Origin of the sequence: Microbulbifer sp. ALW1 (assembly GCF_009903625.1) — a bacterium.
Lineage (GTDB): Bacteria > Pseudomonadota > Gammaproteobacteria > Pseudomonadales > Cellvibrionaceae > Microbulbifer.
The window spans coordinates 4,530,165-4,546,539 of the sequence record NZ_CP047569.1 but is presented as its reverse complement, the minus strand read 5'-3'; the positions used below and the strand labels follow the sequence as shown (position 1 = coordinate 4,546,539).

Here is a 16,375-nt window from a genome sequence, read left to right as displayed (position 1 = left end):
GATCAATTCACGTAATTTTCCTTATTCTGGACTGAATTTTCTTCGGACCGGTGCGTTTCATCTATTTGTACCGGCCGGGCTTTGTTCTGCTGATTTTCGGTCCGACCAATTCCCTTCGATGATGTGCGATCAGTCAAATTTCTGGCACTTGGAGCTACTACGCCCCGGGGAGGGAGGAGGCAATCCCCTCGTAACAGCGTAATTTGATCCTGTGCAAATGCGGCATCAGCACCAAAGCCGCTGGGAGCCCTTCAGCGAATAAATATAAGCGCTCTTCAGCGAATAATTAAAAGTCGCCCACAAAACGTAGGGCGGCCATCCGGATAAAAATAACTCCCGGAGCATAGCGATGATTTCTGCCCCCGTGAAAGCCGGAGTGTTACACTCCGTTGCTGCCGTTTGCCTGCGTGTCTGTGTCGCGTTGGTATGTCTGTTTGCCCTGCCTTTCGTTGCCAGTGCGCAATCCTGGTCCGAAGCCTGGTTCCGCGGTACCCCAAACGATTGGGGTTCTACGGCGATGACCTACGACGCCAGCACCGGCGTCTGGGTCACCGAACAGACCTTTGATAACGCCAATCCGCGCTTCAAAATCAGCCACTACCAGAACTGGGATGAAGCCTATCCGGCCAATGATTACCTGCTGGAAAATGGTCATTACCGAATCACTTTTGATGATGCGAGCAAGGCCATCACGGTCACGGAAATTGTCGAGCCACCGCCCGAAGGCACCTCAACCAGTATCTGCTTCGACAACCCCCCAAATTATGCGGCCCCGTATATTTACTTCTGGAACCCAACCCCTGCCGGCAGTGTGAACAACCTTCCCGGCTGGCCAGGTGTGGCGATGACAGAGTCCGCGGGAAACTACTGCTATGACTTCACCGCACATTTGAATAACGGTGTTATGCCGGATTCGCTCAATGTCATCTTCAATGACAATGGTGGCGCGCAGACGGCGGATCTTCTGTACAGCGGTAATCCCTGCTACATCGACAATCAGTGGCAGCCGGCGGCGGTGTGTGGGTTGGATGAAGAAACGGATGAAGATCTTCCTCCGAGCACACGGCCACTGTTGGCACAGTCGCTGAACTTCCCGATCAGCGGCAATGTATCCGGCGGAAACTACCGTTTCGAGGTGGCCTACCCGAACCTGCAGGGCCAGTTTATGTCCCCGGTGATGGTGATTCCGGATGGCATCAATGACCTGCTGTATGTGGTGGATAAAACCGGGAGCATTTTTGTTTTTCCCAATCGCGAGGATGTGGCGCCGGGGGAAATCCGCGAGCTGTTGAATATCAACGGCGAGGTACGCAATTACCACGAACAGGGGCTGTTGAGCATGGCCTTTGATCCGGGCTACGCCAGCAACGGCCACATTTATATCTATTACATTCACGGCACTGACGACAACGAGCGCGCGCCCGATGGCAGTTATGGCGACGGGGTTCTCGAGCGCTGGACCGTGGATAACCCGAACGATCCAGTTCAGGTATTGGTCTCTTCGCGCACGGAAATCCTGCGGGTACCCCAACGTGGGCCGGATCATAAGGGTGGCATGATGCAGTTCCACCCGGAAGACAACTACCTGTACCTCGGTATTGGCGACGGCGCTTACGGCCACAGCGCCACCATGAGTTATCCGGAAGACCCGCGCACCAACAATGGCGCACAGGAAACCGACAACCTGCTGGGCAGCTTTATCCGTATCAAACCAGTGGAGCAGGCGGTCAACGGTAAGTATTACGAAATCCCGGCGGACAACCCGTTTGTCGGCGTGCCCGGTTTCCGTGAAGAAATCTGGTCCTACGGCCACCGCAATCCCTGGCGCTGGAGTTTCGATACCGAAGCGCCTTACACCCTGTGGGAAACCGAAGTGGGCCAAGCCGGCTTTGAGGAAGTAAACCTGATCGAAAAGGGTAACAACTACGGCTGGCCGGTGTGCGAAGGCACTAACAACCGCGGTGACCTTGGCGGTGATCCCGGTAAAAATTGCAGTACCGATTTCGAACCGCCGCGGGATGGCTACGCGCACCCCACCGGTTTTTCCATCATCGGCGGCGTGGTGTATCGAGGCGATAACCTGCCGGGGCTGAGTGGCCACTTTGTTTTTGGGGACTATGTTACCAAGCGTATCTGGTCCATTGTGGATGGCGAAGCTAAGGAGTTGATCAGTGAAGCCTTCCCGGAAAATATCGCTTCGTTCGGCACTGACCTGAGCGGCGATACTCTGCTCGTCGCTACCTACGGTGTGGAGTACGGCGGTCAGTCCACCATTTACAAAGTGGTGGACGACGATGCGGAAGCGGCGGTGATCCCGGCCAAGCTCTCCGAGACCGGATTGTTCGCCGATCTGCAAACGCTTGAGCCGGTGAGTGGTGTTATCGAATATGCGCTCAACACCGAAGGCTGGTTCGACGGTTCGGCGCTGCGACATTTTATCGCGGTGCCCAACAACGAACAGATCGAATTTGATGAGACCAATAAATGGGATCTGCCAATCGGCACCGTGCTGGTAAAACACCAGAGCATCGCCACCGCAGGCAATCCGCAACAACCGTTTACCACGTCCGTACTGTTCCGCCAGGATACTGGCAAGTGGCAGGCGGCCAACTATTACTGGAACAGCGCCGGTACCGACGCTGACCTGGTGACCGAAACCCTCACAGTGGTGGACGGCGGCATTGAAAGCCGTCAGCGGGCTGTGCAGTCAGCCGCCGACTGCGGATCCTGCCACATAGGAAGTGGCAGTCGCGAGCCCCTGGCGGTGCACACCCGTCAACTGAACCGGCAATTCCAGTACGGCGAAAGCGATACCTCGATTGCCAATCAGCTGGACGTGTTCAATACCATCGCGCTGCTATCCGAGGACATCGGCAGTTCCGATAACCACGACAAATTTGTTGATGCAGCCGACACCAGCGAAGATCTCGACGAGCGCGCGCGGACCTACCTCGAAACCAACTGTTCCCACTGTCACGCAAGCAGCTTTATGGATCTGCGCTACGACACCCCACTCGGGGATATGCGTCTGATCAATGTGGAAACCACCGGTGGTGCCGCCCGTTTGCGTCCCTTCGATCACGCCAGCAGCCTGGTGTATATCTACCAGACCACTGACAACAACCGCATGCCGAAGGGCACCCGGTATACCAACCCGGTGGCGGAAGCGCTGTTCCGTGAGTGGATCGACGGCACCGGTTTACAGCAGGTAGGTATTCAGCTGGATGCCGGCAGTGACCGTCTGAACGGCGGCGATGCAATGACCGTGCAGGTCTACTCCCTGTACGACAACGGCTTTACCGCGCCAGTACCCAATGCCCCCAGCGTGAGCTCCAGCAACGGCAATGTGCTTGCGGTGGAGTCGGTAGGTAGTGATGACTTTGTGCTGCGCGCCGGCAATACCGGTACCGCTATTGTCACTGTGCAGCAGGGGGGCTTCAGTGCCCAGCTGACCATTTCGGTGACCTCCATCGATACCGCCATCACCGGACTGGAAATCGCTCCCAAGGGACAATTACTGGAAAGCAGTCGCCAGCTTGTTGCGGTGGGGCTTCGCGCCGATGGTACCCGGGAGAATATTTTCGGGCAGGTCAGCTGGTCCATCGCCAGCGGACCCGCCAGTGTTGATCAGACTGGCCTGGTCACCCGCACGGGCACCGGTGCCGTTACTGTGGAAGCAATTATCGGTGAATTCACCGCGTCGCTCACTCTGGAAGAAGGCTTTGATGGCATCCGTTTGCGTTATGACAACCCGGATAACTGGGAGCAGGTTTATGTACACCTGTGGGTAACCGTCGACGGCCAGGATCAGCCGTTGACCCAGTGGCCGGGGCTGTTGATGAGTGGGCCCGATGCCGACGGCTGGTGGACACACTCGGTGGAACAGGAAGATCTCCACAACGGCCAGATCAATTTGGTGTTCAATAATGACAATGGTGAGCAGACCGGAGACCAGCGGAATATCGACGAGTCTGCCAGTTTTGTCGGCGGCGCCTGGGAGCCGTGGACACCGGACGGCCCCGTTGGCGGCGACACTTCGCGGGTTTCCGTGATCGGCGGTACCACTGCCGACGGCGGGCGCGACTACTCCATCGGCAGTGTGATTACCGTCAATGCCGATGACGCGCCGCTGGGCACTGTGTTTGGTGGCTGGAGCGGCGATGCTTCGCCCTATATCGTGAGTGATCCATCGCTGCCGCAGGTGCAGTTGCTGATCCCGCAACACGACCTTTCCCTGGTGGCGCTCTTCCCCAGTGCAACCAATGAATACGAGGCCGGGCAGAACTTTTATGCGGCCCAGTGTGCGAGCTGCCATGGCGATCAGGGCCAGGGCGCGGTTGCCCTGGCACTGGCGGGCAAGGGCGCCAACTGGCAGCTCGGGGACCTTACCCAGTACATCGAAGACTTCATGCCCATGGACGCCGCCGCCAACTGTACCGGCGATGAGGCCGGTGCCTGCGCCTATGAAGTGGCGAGGCTGATCGTGGAAGAGGCCTGGAGCAGCGGCAACTGTAGTGGCAGTGACTGCGATGGTAGCAACCTGGATCAGCGCAACCTGCGCCTGCTCACCCGCGAGGAATACCTCAACAGTGTGCGCGATATTTTCGGAATCGATTTCGATAGCTCACTGATGAACCCGGTTCCTGCCGACGGGCGCTACCGCAACTTCGACACCGCGTCTTACCTTTCTGCGGGTAACGATCGGACCCTGGGTTATGAGATGGTGGCCGAGCAGGTGGCGGAACTCGCCATCGGGCAAACCGGTTTCATGAACCTGGTGAGTGGTTGTGGCGATGTGCAGTGTGTGGTGGATACCCTCGGCTTCCGCCTGTTCCGTCGTCCGCTGCAGAGTGCAGAGATTTCCCGCTACACCGGGCTCTACAGCAGCGACGACGACGGCCGTCTGGCTTTGCAGGCAATGCTGATGTCGCCGCACTTTATGTATCGCTCCGAACTGGGTGTGCTGGACAGCGAGAGCGGACTCTACCGGCTCGACAACTACGAAGTGGCGACACTACTGTCGTATACCTTCTGGGCCACTACACCGGACGACACTCTGCTGTTGGCCGCGACCGAGCAAAACTTCGATGTGGCTGCGCAGGTGGATCGCCTGTTGGCGGACTCCCGTGCGGAACTTGGTCTGCGCCGGTTTATCGGTGGCTGGCTGATCAACAATCAGTATCCCTTCCCGGCTATCACCGATACCAACCTGGTGGCGGCTTTCAAGGAAGAAACCGTGGGCTTTGTGCTGGAGAACATTCGCACCAATGCCGCCTTTGGTGAACTGCTTTCGGCCAATTACACCTGGGCCAACGGTGATCTCGCTGCGCATTACGGTCTGGATACCAGCGGCAGTGACTGGGCCATGCGTACTTTCCCGTCCGGTGATCCGCGCAGCGGCAGCGGCCTGCTGGGCCATGGCAGCTTCCTCGCCTCCCGTACCAGCACCGTGAACCCGGCGCCGATCAAACGCGGTGTCTATGTGCGTGAAGTGCTGATGTGCCAGGAGTTCCCACCGCCGGCGGCCGCGGACTTCAACGTGGTGTTTGAGGATACCGACAGCAACCGCGAAGCTACTGCACGTCACACCTCCGATCCCGCCTGTGCCGCCTGTCACCAGTTTATCGATGGTGTCGGTTTTGGCTTCGAGCGCTTTGGCAGTGATGCCCTGTATCGCACCATCGAAACCATCGGTACCGGTGAACAGCGGGAGATCGATGACAGCGGCAGTATCAAGAGCCTGTACACGCCGGCGACGGTAATGGATCCCACCAGCCCCAGTTACGATTTTTATTCGGTGCCGGAACTGGCCGGCCTGATCGCTGGCAGTGACCAGGGTGAGGCCTGTTTTGCGCGGCAGTTCTACCGCTACGTAGTCGGCCGCGAAGAGGGCGCCAGTGACGATGTGATCATTCACTCCACCAGTGAAGACCTGCGCAATGGCGGCGGTATGCGCGACATGCTGCGGACGCTCGTTTTGTCCGATGCTTTCACCCTGCGCCGTTAGGAGATAACAATAATGAAATTCTTCAATAAATTCGGTTTCACCTCGGTCAATGAATCCTCCCGCCAGTCGCGCAGAAAATTTCTGCGCAATCTGGCGCAAACGGGAATGCTGTTGCCGCTTGCAGGCAGCATGCTCGGCCAGCGCGTATTCGCCCAGACCGGTGGCGCGCAGCGGGTGCTGTTTCTTTACTACCCCAACGGTGTTGTGCCTTATAACTGGCTGCCCAACCAGGGGCCGGGCAGCATCAGTGGCAGCCAGGAATTGAGCTTTGGTTTAGGGCCGCTGTCGTCCTGGCACAATCGCTTGATTGTGCTGCAGAACCTGACCCTGGATATTGGTGATGGTGCTGGCGCTCACTACAACGATATGCGCGGGATTCTTACCGGTAACAATGGCATCAGTTATGGCAGTGCCAGTATCGATCATTTGATTGCCGAGCAGCTGGGCAATGAAGGTGTACTGAGCCTCGGTGTGCGCACCGGTAACCGCTCCGACATCATGATTTCCAAACCGCGCAACGTGGATTCCGCGGAGCGACCAATTCCAAACAATGATCCGGCAGATGCCGCACAAAAACTGGCGGTAGGCATTTCGGGTGGAGGGGCTGGCGGCAGTGCTGACCCGGATAAGCAGGCCTACTACGAGGCCATTCTGAATGATTTCGATAGCCTGGCAGACGTCACTCTGGAAAACGCGCAGCGGGATAAACTCACGCTGCACGAAAATGCGCTGAAACGGCTGCGGGATCTCGCTGGTAATCAGGTGGGTGAGTGCAGTTTCAATACCAACGTAATGACGGATCCCTATTACGCCTCCTCCAGTCCGCTATCGCCCACCGAGTGGCAAATGTTCCCGCATCTGGCGAGGGCGCAGGTGGACAATATTGTCGGTGCCTTTTCCTGCGGACTGCACCGCGTCGCCACCTTGCAGCTTTCCAAGGGCGATGAAAACGGCAATCTGGTGAACTACTCCTACGACGAATGCTGGCAGATGGCGCAGGATGCCATCAGCCAGGGTATTCAGCACAACAGTACAAGTGGCACGGTCGGTTCCATTACCCGCTGGTACAACGAATTCGCCAGTCACAGCGCCTCCCACCGCCCCGGCGACGTACCCCATACCGCGCAGGTGCGCTGGTATCACTCACTACTCGCGTACACCCTGCAGCAGTTGGAAAACAAAGGCCTGCTGGACGACACCCTGGTAGTGATGTTTTCCGAAGTGGGCGACGGTTCCAAACACGGTGGTGCTGCCGGTGCCGTTACCCTGGCGGGTGGCGCCGGCGGTGCGCTGCAAATGGGCCGCATCATCAATTGCGGTGACGGCATCAACAACAGTCAGCGTATTTATGGCACTCACCAACTGTTCGGGGATGTGGCTCGCTATCTGGGGGTAAACAGTTTGCCGGAAAATCACTGGTCGGGCGGAGCTGTCTAAGCGGAGTAGGGCAACAATGGTAGTAAAGCAGTATTCGTTCGTGGCACTTGTACCGCTGTGGGCACTGGTTCCGCTGTTGGCGCTGGCAGTATTCGTTGCAGGCTGTGGCGGCGGTGGTGGCGCTGCTGGTGGAAACACCGGTGCACCACCGTCGTCCCAGCCCGAACCTCAACCCGAACCCCAGCCCGAGCCGCTACCGGAGATTGCCGTCGATCCATACTGGCGCAATGCGAGTATCTATTTCCTGTTGCCGGATCGTTTCAACAACGGGGACACCGCCAATGATCTGGCCTACACACGCCAGGCCGACGGCGCACCACTGCGCGGATACCTCGGCGGTGATCTGCGCGGCGTGATCAACAAACTGAACGAGGGCTATTTTTCCGCGCTCGGCATCGACGCCATCTGGATGTCACCATTGGTGGAAAATATCCACGGGTACCTGGAGGCTTCCGGGCGCACCTATGCCTATCATGGCTACTGGCCGAAAGACTGGACCGCGCTGGATGCCAATTTCGGCAGCGAGGCGGACCTGAAGGAGTTGATCGACACCGCCCACGGCCAGGGCATTCGCGTGTTGCTGGATGTTATTGCCAATCACACCGGACCTGAGACCGCCCAGGACCCGCTGTGGCCGACGGAGTGGGTGCGCACCGCGCCGGTGTGCGACTGGTCGGGATTTGCCGGTAATGTCACCTGTACCCTGACCGACCATCTGCCAGACATTCGCACGGAGAGTGATGATGCCGTCGAGTTGCCGCCGTTCCTGCAGGAAAAGTGGCGGCAGGAAGGAAGACTGGATCAGGAAATTGCCCAGCTGGATACTTTTTTTGCGCGCACCGCTCACCCGCGTGCGCCTCGCTACTATCTCCTGAAATGGCTTACCGATTGGGTGCGGGAATATGGCGTGGATGGATTTCGTGTAGACACCGCCAAGCATGTGGAGCCGGAATTCTGGGCAGAGTTGAAACTGGAGGCGGGCGAAGCGCTGTCGCAGTGGAAACAACAGAACCCGGACAAAAAAATCGACGATAAGCCATTTTTTATGCTCGGCGAAGTGTACGGGTTCGGAGTGGACAACTTCTGGAACAGCGACGGACGTCAGTTCGACTTCGGTGATCGCAAGGTGGACTTTTACCAGTACGGTTTCGACAGTCTGATCAATATGGGGTTTGTGCACCAGGCGGAGCAGACCCCTGCGGATTTATTTCAGCAGTACGCAGACGATCTTGTGGCGGGAAATCTCAAGGGCGCAGGGGTACTGAATTACATCAGTTCTCACGATGATCTGGAAAGCTTCGACCGAGACCGCAGTCGTACCTTCGAGTCCGCCACCAAGCTGGTGTTGGCCCCCGGTGCTGTGCAGATCTATTTCGGGGACGAGACCGGCCGTCTACTGACCGACGCAGCGGCGATCTACGATGCACAATTGCGCTCACCCATGAACTGGCAGGATTTCGCCAATCCGGAAACTCAGCAGCTGCTGGTCCACTGGCAGAAGCTACTACAGTTCCGCCGCGCCCACCCTTCACTGGGTGCCGGCGCACATCGGGTCCAGCAGCAGACGCCGCTGGTGTTTTCCCGCACACTGGCAGATGACGTGGTACTGGTCGCGCTGGAGCAATTGCCGGGAGAGAAAACAATTCCCGCGGCCGGTGTATTTAACGAGGGGATTACCGTGCGCGATGCTTATTCCGGAACTCTGGCCACCGTGGTGAATGGCGCGGTAACACTGGATACCGGTTACGATCTGGTACTGCTGGAGGCGGTGAAATAAACCGTACCGCGAGATGGATTGATGACGAGTTGGCGCGAATACCGGTGCCAGATTGGAAACCTTAAGTTTGCCTTAATTTAGCCCCCGTAGACTGCTCATATCCGATTTCTACTATGGAGAAAAGGAAATGGCAGTGGATGTTCGCTCGCAGTATGCCGGTCAGCCCCGGTCGTTGTCCGCAGAGCAGGCGGGTTTTATAGGCTCTCTTGGCGCCGGGTCCGCGGCTTGCGAGGGGGATGAGTATGATGCGACCAGTGCTCCGACCAATACGCCGATCAGTGCCCCGACCAGTGTCCCGACCAGTGCACCGAGTCAGGGGCACGAGGCCAGCGCGCCACTCAGCTTCCGGTTCAGCGGCGATGCCGACCCCGGGCGCGGTGCGGTAGAAGCATACATCGCCGGGCAGTTTCATCGGGTGTACGGCGCCCGTCTGCGGCACTTTATGCCCTGGCTTCTCTCTTTTGGCCGGGGTAACCGGATGGATGGGGGGCTGGGCCTGCGCCCGGCTTCCAGCGAGCCGCTGTTTCTCGAACAGTATCTCGATGCACCGGTGGAAGTTCTTCTCGGCGAGCGGGCCGGCGTACCGGTAAATCGCCGGGATGTCGCTGAAATAGGCAATCTGGTGGCCACTGCCCGCGGCGGTAGTCGCCTGCTGTTCCTGATACTAGCGGAGCTGTTCGCTGCGGCAGATCTCACCTGGGCCATCTTTACGGCCACTCCTGAAGTTCAGCACCTGCTACAGAAGCTGACCGATCACCAGCTGGTCCTGTGCCGCGCCGATGGCTCCCGCCTCGGGCCAGAGCTGGCAAACTGGGGCTCTTACTACCATACCCGTCCTGCCGTGGTTGCGGTCAACGTCAGGGCCGAGCGCGAGCGGCAGCTGGAGCGCCCCCTGATCAGCGAGCTGCTGCAGGCGTGCCGGCCACAGGCCACCGCCTTCGCCCAACGGTTGGTGGAGGCAAGCGCATGACTCCTGTTACCAAGGGCGTTTCCCCACTATTAGAGAGCCTGCGTACCACCGCAGAAACCTATCCAGGCCGCGCCGCGCTGCTCGGTGACACCGAAGGATTTACCTACGGCGAACTGATGCGGGAAGTGGCAGAAATCGCTGCTGCGCTGAATGCCCGCGGCCTGGAAGTGGTCGGTCTGTTTGCCAATAACGGCCCTCGCTGGCTATTGATGGATCTCGCCTGCCAGCTGGCCGGGGTAACCCTGGTTCCGCTGCCCGCTTTTTTTTCTCCACAGCAACTTTTACACACCGTAAGCCGCAGTGGCTTGCAGGCACTGCTGACCGACATGCCCGCACATTTTTCCGGGACCCCGCTGTTTGCGCCCGCTGAAAATTTTGCCGGGCTGTCTCTGCTGCCATGCACACAGGGTCAGCCGGCGCGGCTGCCGGAGGATACCGCGAAAGTTACTTTTACTTCCGGCTCTACCGGTACCCCTCGGGGTGTATGCCTTTCCAATGCCACCCAGTTTGCTACCGCAGAAGCGCTGGCCGAAAGCCTCGCTCCCCTGAACTGTGCCACACATATGTGCCTGCTACCGCTGGCGACCCTGCTGGAAAATGTGGCTGGTGCCTATACCTGCTGGCTGCTCGGCGGCACCTTGCTGGTGCCGGGGCTTGAGCGCCTTGGTTTTTCCGGCAGTTCGCAACTGGATATGCCGCGCGTGCGTGCCTGTATCGATGAGCACCAGCCAGACAGCCTGATCCTGTTGCCACAGATACTGAAAGCGCTACTCGAGCAGGTGGATGACTTCAATTGGCAACCACCTTCCACCCTGAGGTTTGTCGCTGTGGGTGGCGGCAAGGTATCTGCCGAATTGTTGTGCCAGGCGACCAGCCGGGGACTGCCGGTGTACGAGGGCTATGGCCTTTCTGAATGCGGCTCGGTCGTTGCCCTGAACCTCCCCGGCGCGGTGCGCGAAGGTACGGTCGGTAAGCCTTTGCCGCATTGTGAAATTGCGCTGCGGGATGGCGAGGTGGTGGTGCGCGGGCCGCGTTATCTGGGATACCTCGATTCCGAATCAAACGGAATAGAAAACGCCGGAGAGGGTGACAACGGCTGGCTCGCCACCGGAGACCTGGGTTCTCGCGATAGCGACGGCTTTCTACACATTACCGGGCGTAAGAAAAACATTCTGATCAGTTCCTACGGGCGCAACATTTCCCCCGAGTGGATAGAGAGCGAACTGCTGCGTGCGCAGGAAATATTGCAATGTGTGGTGGTTGGCGATGCGCGTCCCTATTGCTGTGCATTGCTATTGCCGCGCCCCGGTACCGACGTGAGCCAGATCGAACAGAGGTTAGCGGCGGTGAATCGCGAACTGCCGGACTACGCGCGAATTCGGCGCTGGTCGCTACTGCCTGCCCCCCTCACATTTGCCGATGGCCTGCTGACCGCAAACGGCCGCCCGCGCCGCGACGGCATCGCGGAACGCTATGCCTCGGTAATTGCCGAACTTTACCGTGAACCATCGAACAGCCATTCCACATCGCTTGCGGAATGTATTTCCGGTGAACATAACCCTGGGGTTGCCTGATGAATTTTTTTGACCAGTTACAGCGTGAGACCGAGTCCGAGCGACAGCAATTGCTCAGTGTTCCCGTCATTCAGCGCGGTGCGCGCGGGGAGATCACACTCGAGGAATATGTTGGCTTTCTTTCCCAGGCCTATCACCACGTCAAGCATACGGTACCGCTGATGATGGCCTGCGGCAGTCGCTTGAGCGACCGCCAGGAGTGGCTGCGGGTAGCGTTGGCGGAGTACATCGAAGAGGAAACCGGTCACCAGGAGTGGATTCTGAATGACATCGCGGCTTGTGGTGGGGACGCCGAAGCAGTGCGCCACAGCAAACCGAATTTCAGTACCGAACTGATGGTAGCTTATGCCTACGACACCATCGCTCGCGGTAACCCTCTCGGCTTTTTCGGCATGGTGCATGTGCTGGAGGGTACCAGTATCCAGCTGGCGGATATGGCGGCCGGCGCCATCAAAAAATCACTGGATTTGCCAAGCAAGGCATTCAGCTACCTGAGTTCCCACGGTGCCCTGGATGTTGGACACGTGGAATTTTTTCAGGGACTGATGAACAAGATTGAAACCCCTGAGGACCAGCGTGCGATCGTGCACAGCGCACGGGCCATTTATCGCTTGTATGCCGATATTTTCCAGGAAGTCGCGACGACCTGTGCACTGGCAGAGGTGGCCTGAAATGAGCGCGAACATCGCAGGTGGCGATTCAACCGAAAACACCACCGGCAAGGACCTGACCATCCTGCTCACCGGTGCCAGTGGCGGTATTGGCCAGGCGCTGGCACACAATCTCGCCGCACGCGGCCACCGTTTGCTGCTGCAGGGGCGCAACCAGGTGGCCCTGAAGCAACTGTGTGATGCCTTGCCCGGCGCCCATCGGCATCTGGTAATGCCCGCTGACCTGTTGGATCCGCAGCAGCGAGCGGAGCTGCTGCGCAGCTGCCGTTCCCTTTCCGGCGGCGTGGACGTACTGATCAACAACGCTGGCGTCGCGCGCTTTGCACTGCTCGCGGATACCGACGACAGCGCCATGCGCTCGATTCTGGAAACCAACCTGCTGGTTCCCATGGCCCTTACCCGCGACCTGCTGCCACTGCTACAGCAGAGCACCAAGGGTGCGGTCATCAATATCGGTTCGGCGTTCGGGCATATCGGCCACCCGGGATTCAGTATCTATGGCGCGAGTAAATCCGGTCTACACGGGTTTACCGAAGCCTTGCGCCGAGAACTTGGTGACAGCCAGGTAAAGGTGCACTACCTGGCGCCCCGCGCCGTTGACACTTCGCTGAATACGGACGCGGTTGTCGGTCTCAACCGCGCACTCGGTAACCGTTCAGATTCGCCGCAACGGGTAGCGCAGCAATGTCTGGCACTGCTTGAGGGTGGGCGCAGTGCGCGTCGTTTTATGGGCTGGCCCGAACGGTTGTTTATCAAGGTAAATGCACTGCTGCCGTCACTGGTGGACGGTGCACTGGTAAAGAAAATGCCGGTGATTCGCCGTTTCGCCGAGCAGAACCATCTACAGGGAGAAACCTTATGATTAATGCATCAATCTCGAACAGAGGAAAGTTCGCCACTCTCCTGCGCAGTCTGCTGGTGTTACTTGTCGGTACCCTGGCAATGCCATCCTTTGCACAGACCGCCGAGCAGGAAGTGCATGCGCTGCAACGCCAGTGGGCGCAAATCCAGTATCGCACGCCGGAAAAGCAGCGTGCGGACATGCTTGCGGCCTTGTCGGATAAGGCCGCAGCGTTGACCGGCCGCTATCCGTATAACGCGGTGGCATGGACCTGGAGCGGAATCATTCGCGCCTCCCACGCGGGCGCCAAGGGTGGGCTGGGCGCATTGCCGATAGTAAAAGCGGCAAAGGCCGACCTGGAACGGGCCATTGCTCTCGACGGTAGTGTGCTGGACGGCGCGGCCTATACTAGTCTCGGTTCGCTGTATTATCAGGTGCCGGGCTGGCCCATCGGATTTGGTGATGATAAAAAGGCACAAACCCTGCTGCTGAAGGGGTTGGAATACGGCGCCGATGATATGGATGCCAATTATTTTTACGCCGACTATCTTTTTCAGCAGAAGCACTACGCTCAGGCGCTGAATTACGCGGATCGTGCTGAGCATGGACCTGCGGATCTCGAGCGCCCGGTGGCCAGCGAAGGGCGCCTGGGACAGATCAAGCAATTGCAGACAAAAATTCGGCAGAAGCTCCACTGAGCTTGTGGTGTAAACCGGCGGGGAAGCATGCGGATACTGTTGATTGAAGACGACCAGTCCCTGGCGGAAGGGATTACCACCGCACTGCGCCACGTCGGTTACGCCGTCGACCATACCCCGTCCGGTAGCAAGGGCGTCGCATTGGCGGTCGCTGCCCAGCCGGATCTATTGGTACTCGATCTGGGTCTGCCGGATATGGACGGGCTGGCGGTGCTCAAGGCCCTGCGCACAAAGCAGATAACAACGCCGGTATTGATCCTCACGGCCCGCGACGACCTGCCATCAAAAGTGCAGGGGCTGGACGCCGGCGCCGATGACTACCTCACCAAACCGTTTGCCGTCGACGAATTACTGGCGCGGTTGCGCGCGCTGGAACGCCGCGGCGCCAGTGGCGGCTCTGCTGAAGTGATTATCGGTGATGTCGTTATCAATCTCGCTACGCACTCGGTCGAGCACGGTGGTAATCCGGTGCGTCTCTCCCGCCGTGAATTCAGCCTGCTGCGCGCCCTGGCTGAACGTCCCGGTAATATCCTGAGCCGCGAACAGCTGGAAGACAAACTGTACAGCTGGGGTGAATCGGTCGCGAGTAACACCGTGGATGTGCACATTCACAACCTGCGCAAAAAAATCAGTAGCGATTTTATCCAGACGATTCGTGGTGTCGGCTACAAGCTGGGGCCGACACGTTGAAGTCGATCCGTATATTCCTGCTGATTGCGCTGCTGTCGACCATCACCCTGGTGAACTTTATCGCAGCACTGCACGGCTACCGCGCGAGTATGGCGGAGGCCGAGCGGCTGTTCGACCGCCAGACCACGGGAACCGCCATGTTGCTGGCGGCTATGCCGGTCAATCAGGCTGCACCACTGGTTGTTGCCGAAAATGATCTGCAGGCGTTTCAGGTATGGTCCCGGGATGGCCGGTTACTGATGCGCTCCGACAACGCGCCGGCGACGCCTATCGGTGATGCGGAAGAAGGTTTCAGTGAACAGAATTTTTCCGGTTTCCGCTGGCGTGTCTACAGCCGCCCCACCTCTGATGGCCGCTCGATACGGGTGGCGGAACGGGTCGATCTGCGCTTTCGCCTGGCGGACGAGGTGGTGCTGCAGTCGGTAATGCCGATTTTGATCGGGCTGCCGGTGGCGGGGCTATTGATTTGGCTGGTTATCGGTCGCGGCCTTGCCAGTCTGCGAAACCTTGCCGAAGAACTGCGTCAAAAACGTGCGGAAGACCTGACGCCGCTGACCTTGACTGCGCCACCGGAAGAGTTGTTGCCCCTGGTGCGTTCGACCAATGCGCTGCTCGAACGGTTGCAGGCTTCTTTTGATCGCGAGCGACGCTTTTCCGCCGACGCCGCCCACGAGCTGCGCACGCCCATCGCCGCGATTCAGGTACACGCGGACAACCTGGCCAACCAGTTGCAAGGCAACGTACAGAAACCGCAGGAATCCCTGGTTAAATTACAGGGCAGTATTGCGCGTATGTCACATCTGGTTGAACAGATGCTCAATCTTTTCCGGATGACCCCGGAGCATTATCCGGCGCGTTTCGAGGCCATCGATCTGCATCGACTGGTTCGGGATGTGATCGCCGAACTCTATCCGGCGTTTTCCCGCCGCGAACAGGAAGTCGAACTGCAGGGGGAGTCGGCATTTATCCGGGGCGATCAATTCGCACTGGTGTTATTACTGCAGAACCTGCTGAACAATGCCTGCAAATATACCCCGCAGGGAGGCCACATCGCCGTGCAGGTGAGCAAGCTTGCCGATGCGGTAGTACTGCAGGTTGAGGATTCTGGTCCGGGCATTTCTTCAGCAGAGCGCGAGCGTGTTTTCGAGCGCTTTTACCGGGTGGGCGGCGATCGACATGAAAGCCGGGTACCCGGTTGCGGCCTGGGGCTTTCCATCGTGCACCATATTGCAGAGCTGCATCGCGCTCAGCTGGTGCTCGGGAATTCTTCTCTCGGCAGCGAAAAGTCGCCGGGACTTTCGGTGTCGGTGCGCTTCCCTGTGCAGGTGAGTACAGGACGTGACCCCAAACAGGAAAAAGCGATCGATGAAAACCCGCTTGCGTAATCTTGCTATCGCGGTCCTCGCTACCCTGATTCCGGTATTGTCGGCAAGTGCGGCCTATCCGGAATTGCAGCTTGAGATACGCGACCACCTGTTTTATCCGTCGGTGTTGAAAGTGCCGGCGAACACCAAAATAAAATTGATCGTGTTCAACCGCGATGCCACGCCGGAAGAATTTGAAAGCTATGAGCTCAACCGGGAGAAAGTCATTATGGGTGGGCAGAAAGCCATTATTTTTATCGGTCCCCTGGCGCCGGGAGAGTACCCGTTTTTTGGCGAGTTCAATCCGAAAACGGCGCAGGGCAAGGTGATCGCCGAATGATGCGAC

Annotated in this window: 11 protein-coding genes; all 11 read left to right on the top strand. The window is 58.5% G+C overall.

Annotated elements, in window-relative coordinates; all coding sequences use genetic code 11:
• Positions 1–349 precede the first annotated feature (349 nt).
• The 11 genes from GRX76_RS18705 to GRX76_RS18655 all read left to right on the top strand — a co-directional run bounded on the left by GRX76_RS18705 (position 350) and on the right by GRX76_RS18655 (position 16,369).
• Positions 350–6,007: a PQQ-dependent sugar dehydrogenase gene (locus GRX76_RS18705; RefSeq protein ID WP_160154672.1), complete on the top strand. Its 5,658-nt coding sequence runs from the start codon at positions 350–352 to the stop codon at positions 6,005–6,007.
• A gap of 12 nt (positions 6,008–6,019) precedes the next feature.
• Positions 6,020–7,444, top strand: coding sequence for a DUF1552 domain-containing protein (locus GRX76_RS18700; protein WP_160154671.1), 1,425 nt, complete (start codon positions 6,020–6,022; stop codon positions 7,442–7,444).
• A 16-nt stretch (positions 7,445–7,460) separates the two neighbouring features.
• A complete protein-coding gene (locus GRX76_RS18695; RefSeq protein WP_160154670.1) occupies positions 7,461–9,221 on the top strand; it encodes an alpha-amylase family glycosyl hydrolase in 1,761 nt (586 codons plus the stop codon).
• 127 nt (positions 9,222–9,348) lie between these two features.
• Complete coding sequence (locus tag GRX76_RS18690; protein WP_160154669.1) at positions 9,349–10,191, top strand: thermostable hemolysin; 843 nt, start codon at positions 9,349–9,351, stop codon at positions 10,189–10,191.
• A complete protein-coding gene (locus GRX76_RS18685; RefSeq protein ID WP_160154668.1) occupies positions 10,188–11,765 on the top strand; it encodes an AMP-binding protein in 1,578 nt (525 codons plus the stop codon). Before GRX76_RS18690 ends, GRX76_RS18685 begins: the two co-directional genes overlap by 4 nt.
• On the top strand, positions 11,765–12,436 hold the full coding sequence (locus tag GRX76_RS18680; RefSeq protein ID WP_160154667.1) for a TenA family transcriptional regulator: 672 nt from the start codon (positions 11,765–11,767) through the stop codon (positions 12,434–12,436). Before GRX76_RS18685 ends, GRX76_RS18680 begins: the two co-directional genes overlap by 1 nt.
• Before the next feature lies 1 nt (position 12,437).
• On the top strand, positions 12,438–13,298 hold the full coding sequence (locus GRX76_RS18675) for an SDR family oxidoreductase (protein ID WP_160154666.1): 861 nt from the start codon (positions 12,438–12,440) through the stop codon (positions 13,296–13,298).
• Positions 13,295–13,975 carry a hypothetical protein gene (locus GRX76_RS18670; protein ID WP_201276861.1) on the top strand — a complete coding sequence of 227 codons (681 nt, stop codon included), beginning with the start codon at positions 13,295–13,297 and terminating at the stop codon, positions 13,973–13,975. Before GRX76_RS18675 ends, GRX76_RS18670 begins: the two co-directional genes overlap by 4 nt.
• A 27-nt stretch (positions 13,976–14,002) precedes the next feature.
• Positions 14,003–14,665, top strand: coding sequence for a response regulator transcription factor (locus GRX76_RS18665; RefSeq protein WP_160154665.1), 663 nt, complete (start codon positions 14,003–14,005; stop codon positions 14,663–14,665).
• Positions 14,662–16,050: an ATP-binding protein gene (locus GRX76_RS18660; RefSeq protein ID WP_160154664.1), complete on the top strand. Its 1,389-nt coding sequence runs from the start codon at positions 14,662–14,664 to the stop codon at positions 16,048–16,050. Before GRX76_RS18665 ends, GRX76_RS18660 begins: the two co-directional genes overlap by 4 nt.
• Positions 16,031–16,369, top strand: a complete 339-nt coding sequence (locus tag GRX76_RS18655; protein ID WP_160154663.1) for a cupredoxin domain-containing protein — start codon at positions 16,031–16,033, stop codon at positions 16,367–16,369. The genes GRX76_RS18660 and GRX76_RS18655 overlap by 20 nt, the downstream gene beginning before the upstream one ends.
• Positions 16,370–16,375: the final 6 nt, after the last annotated feature.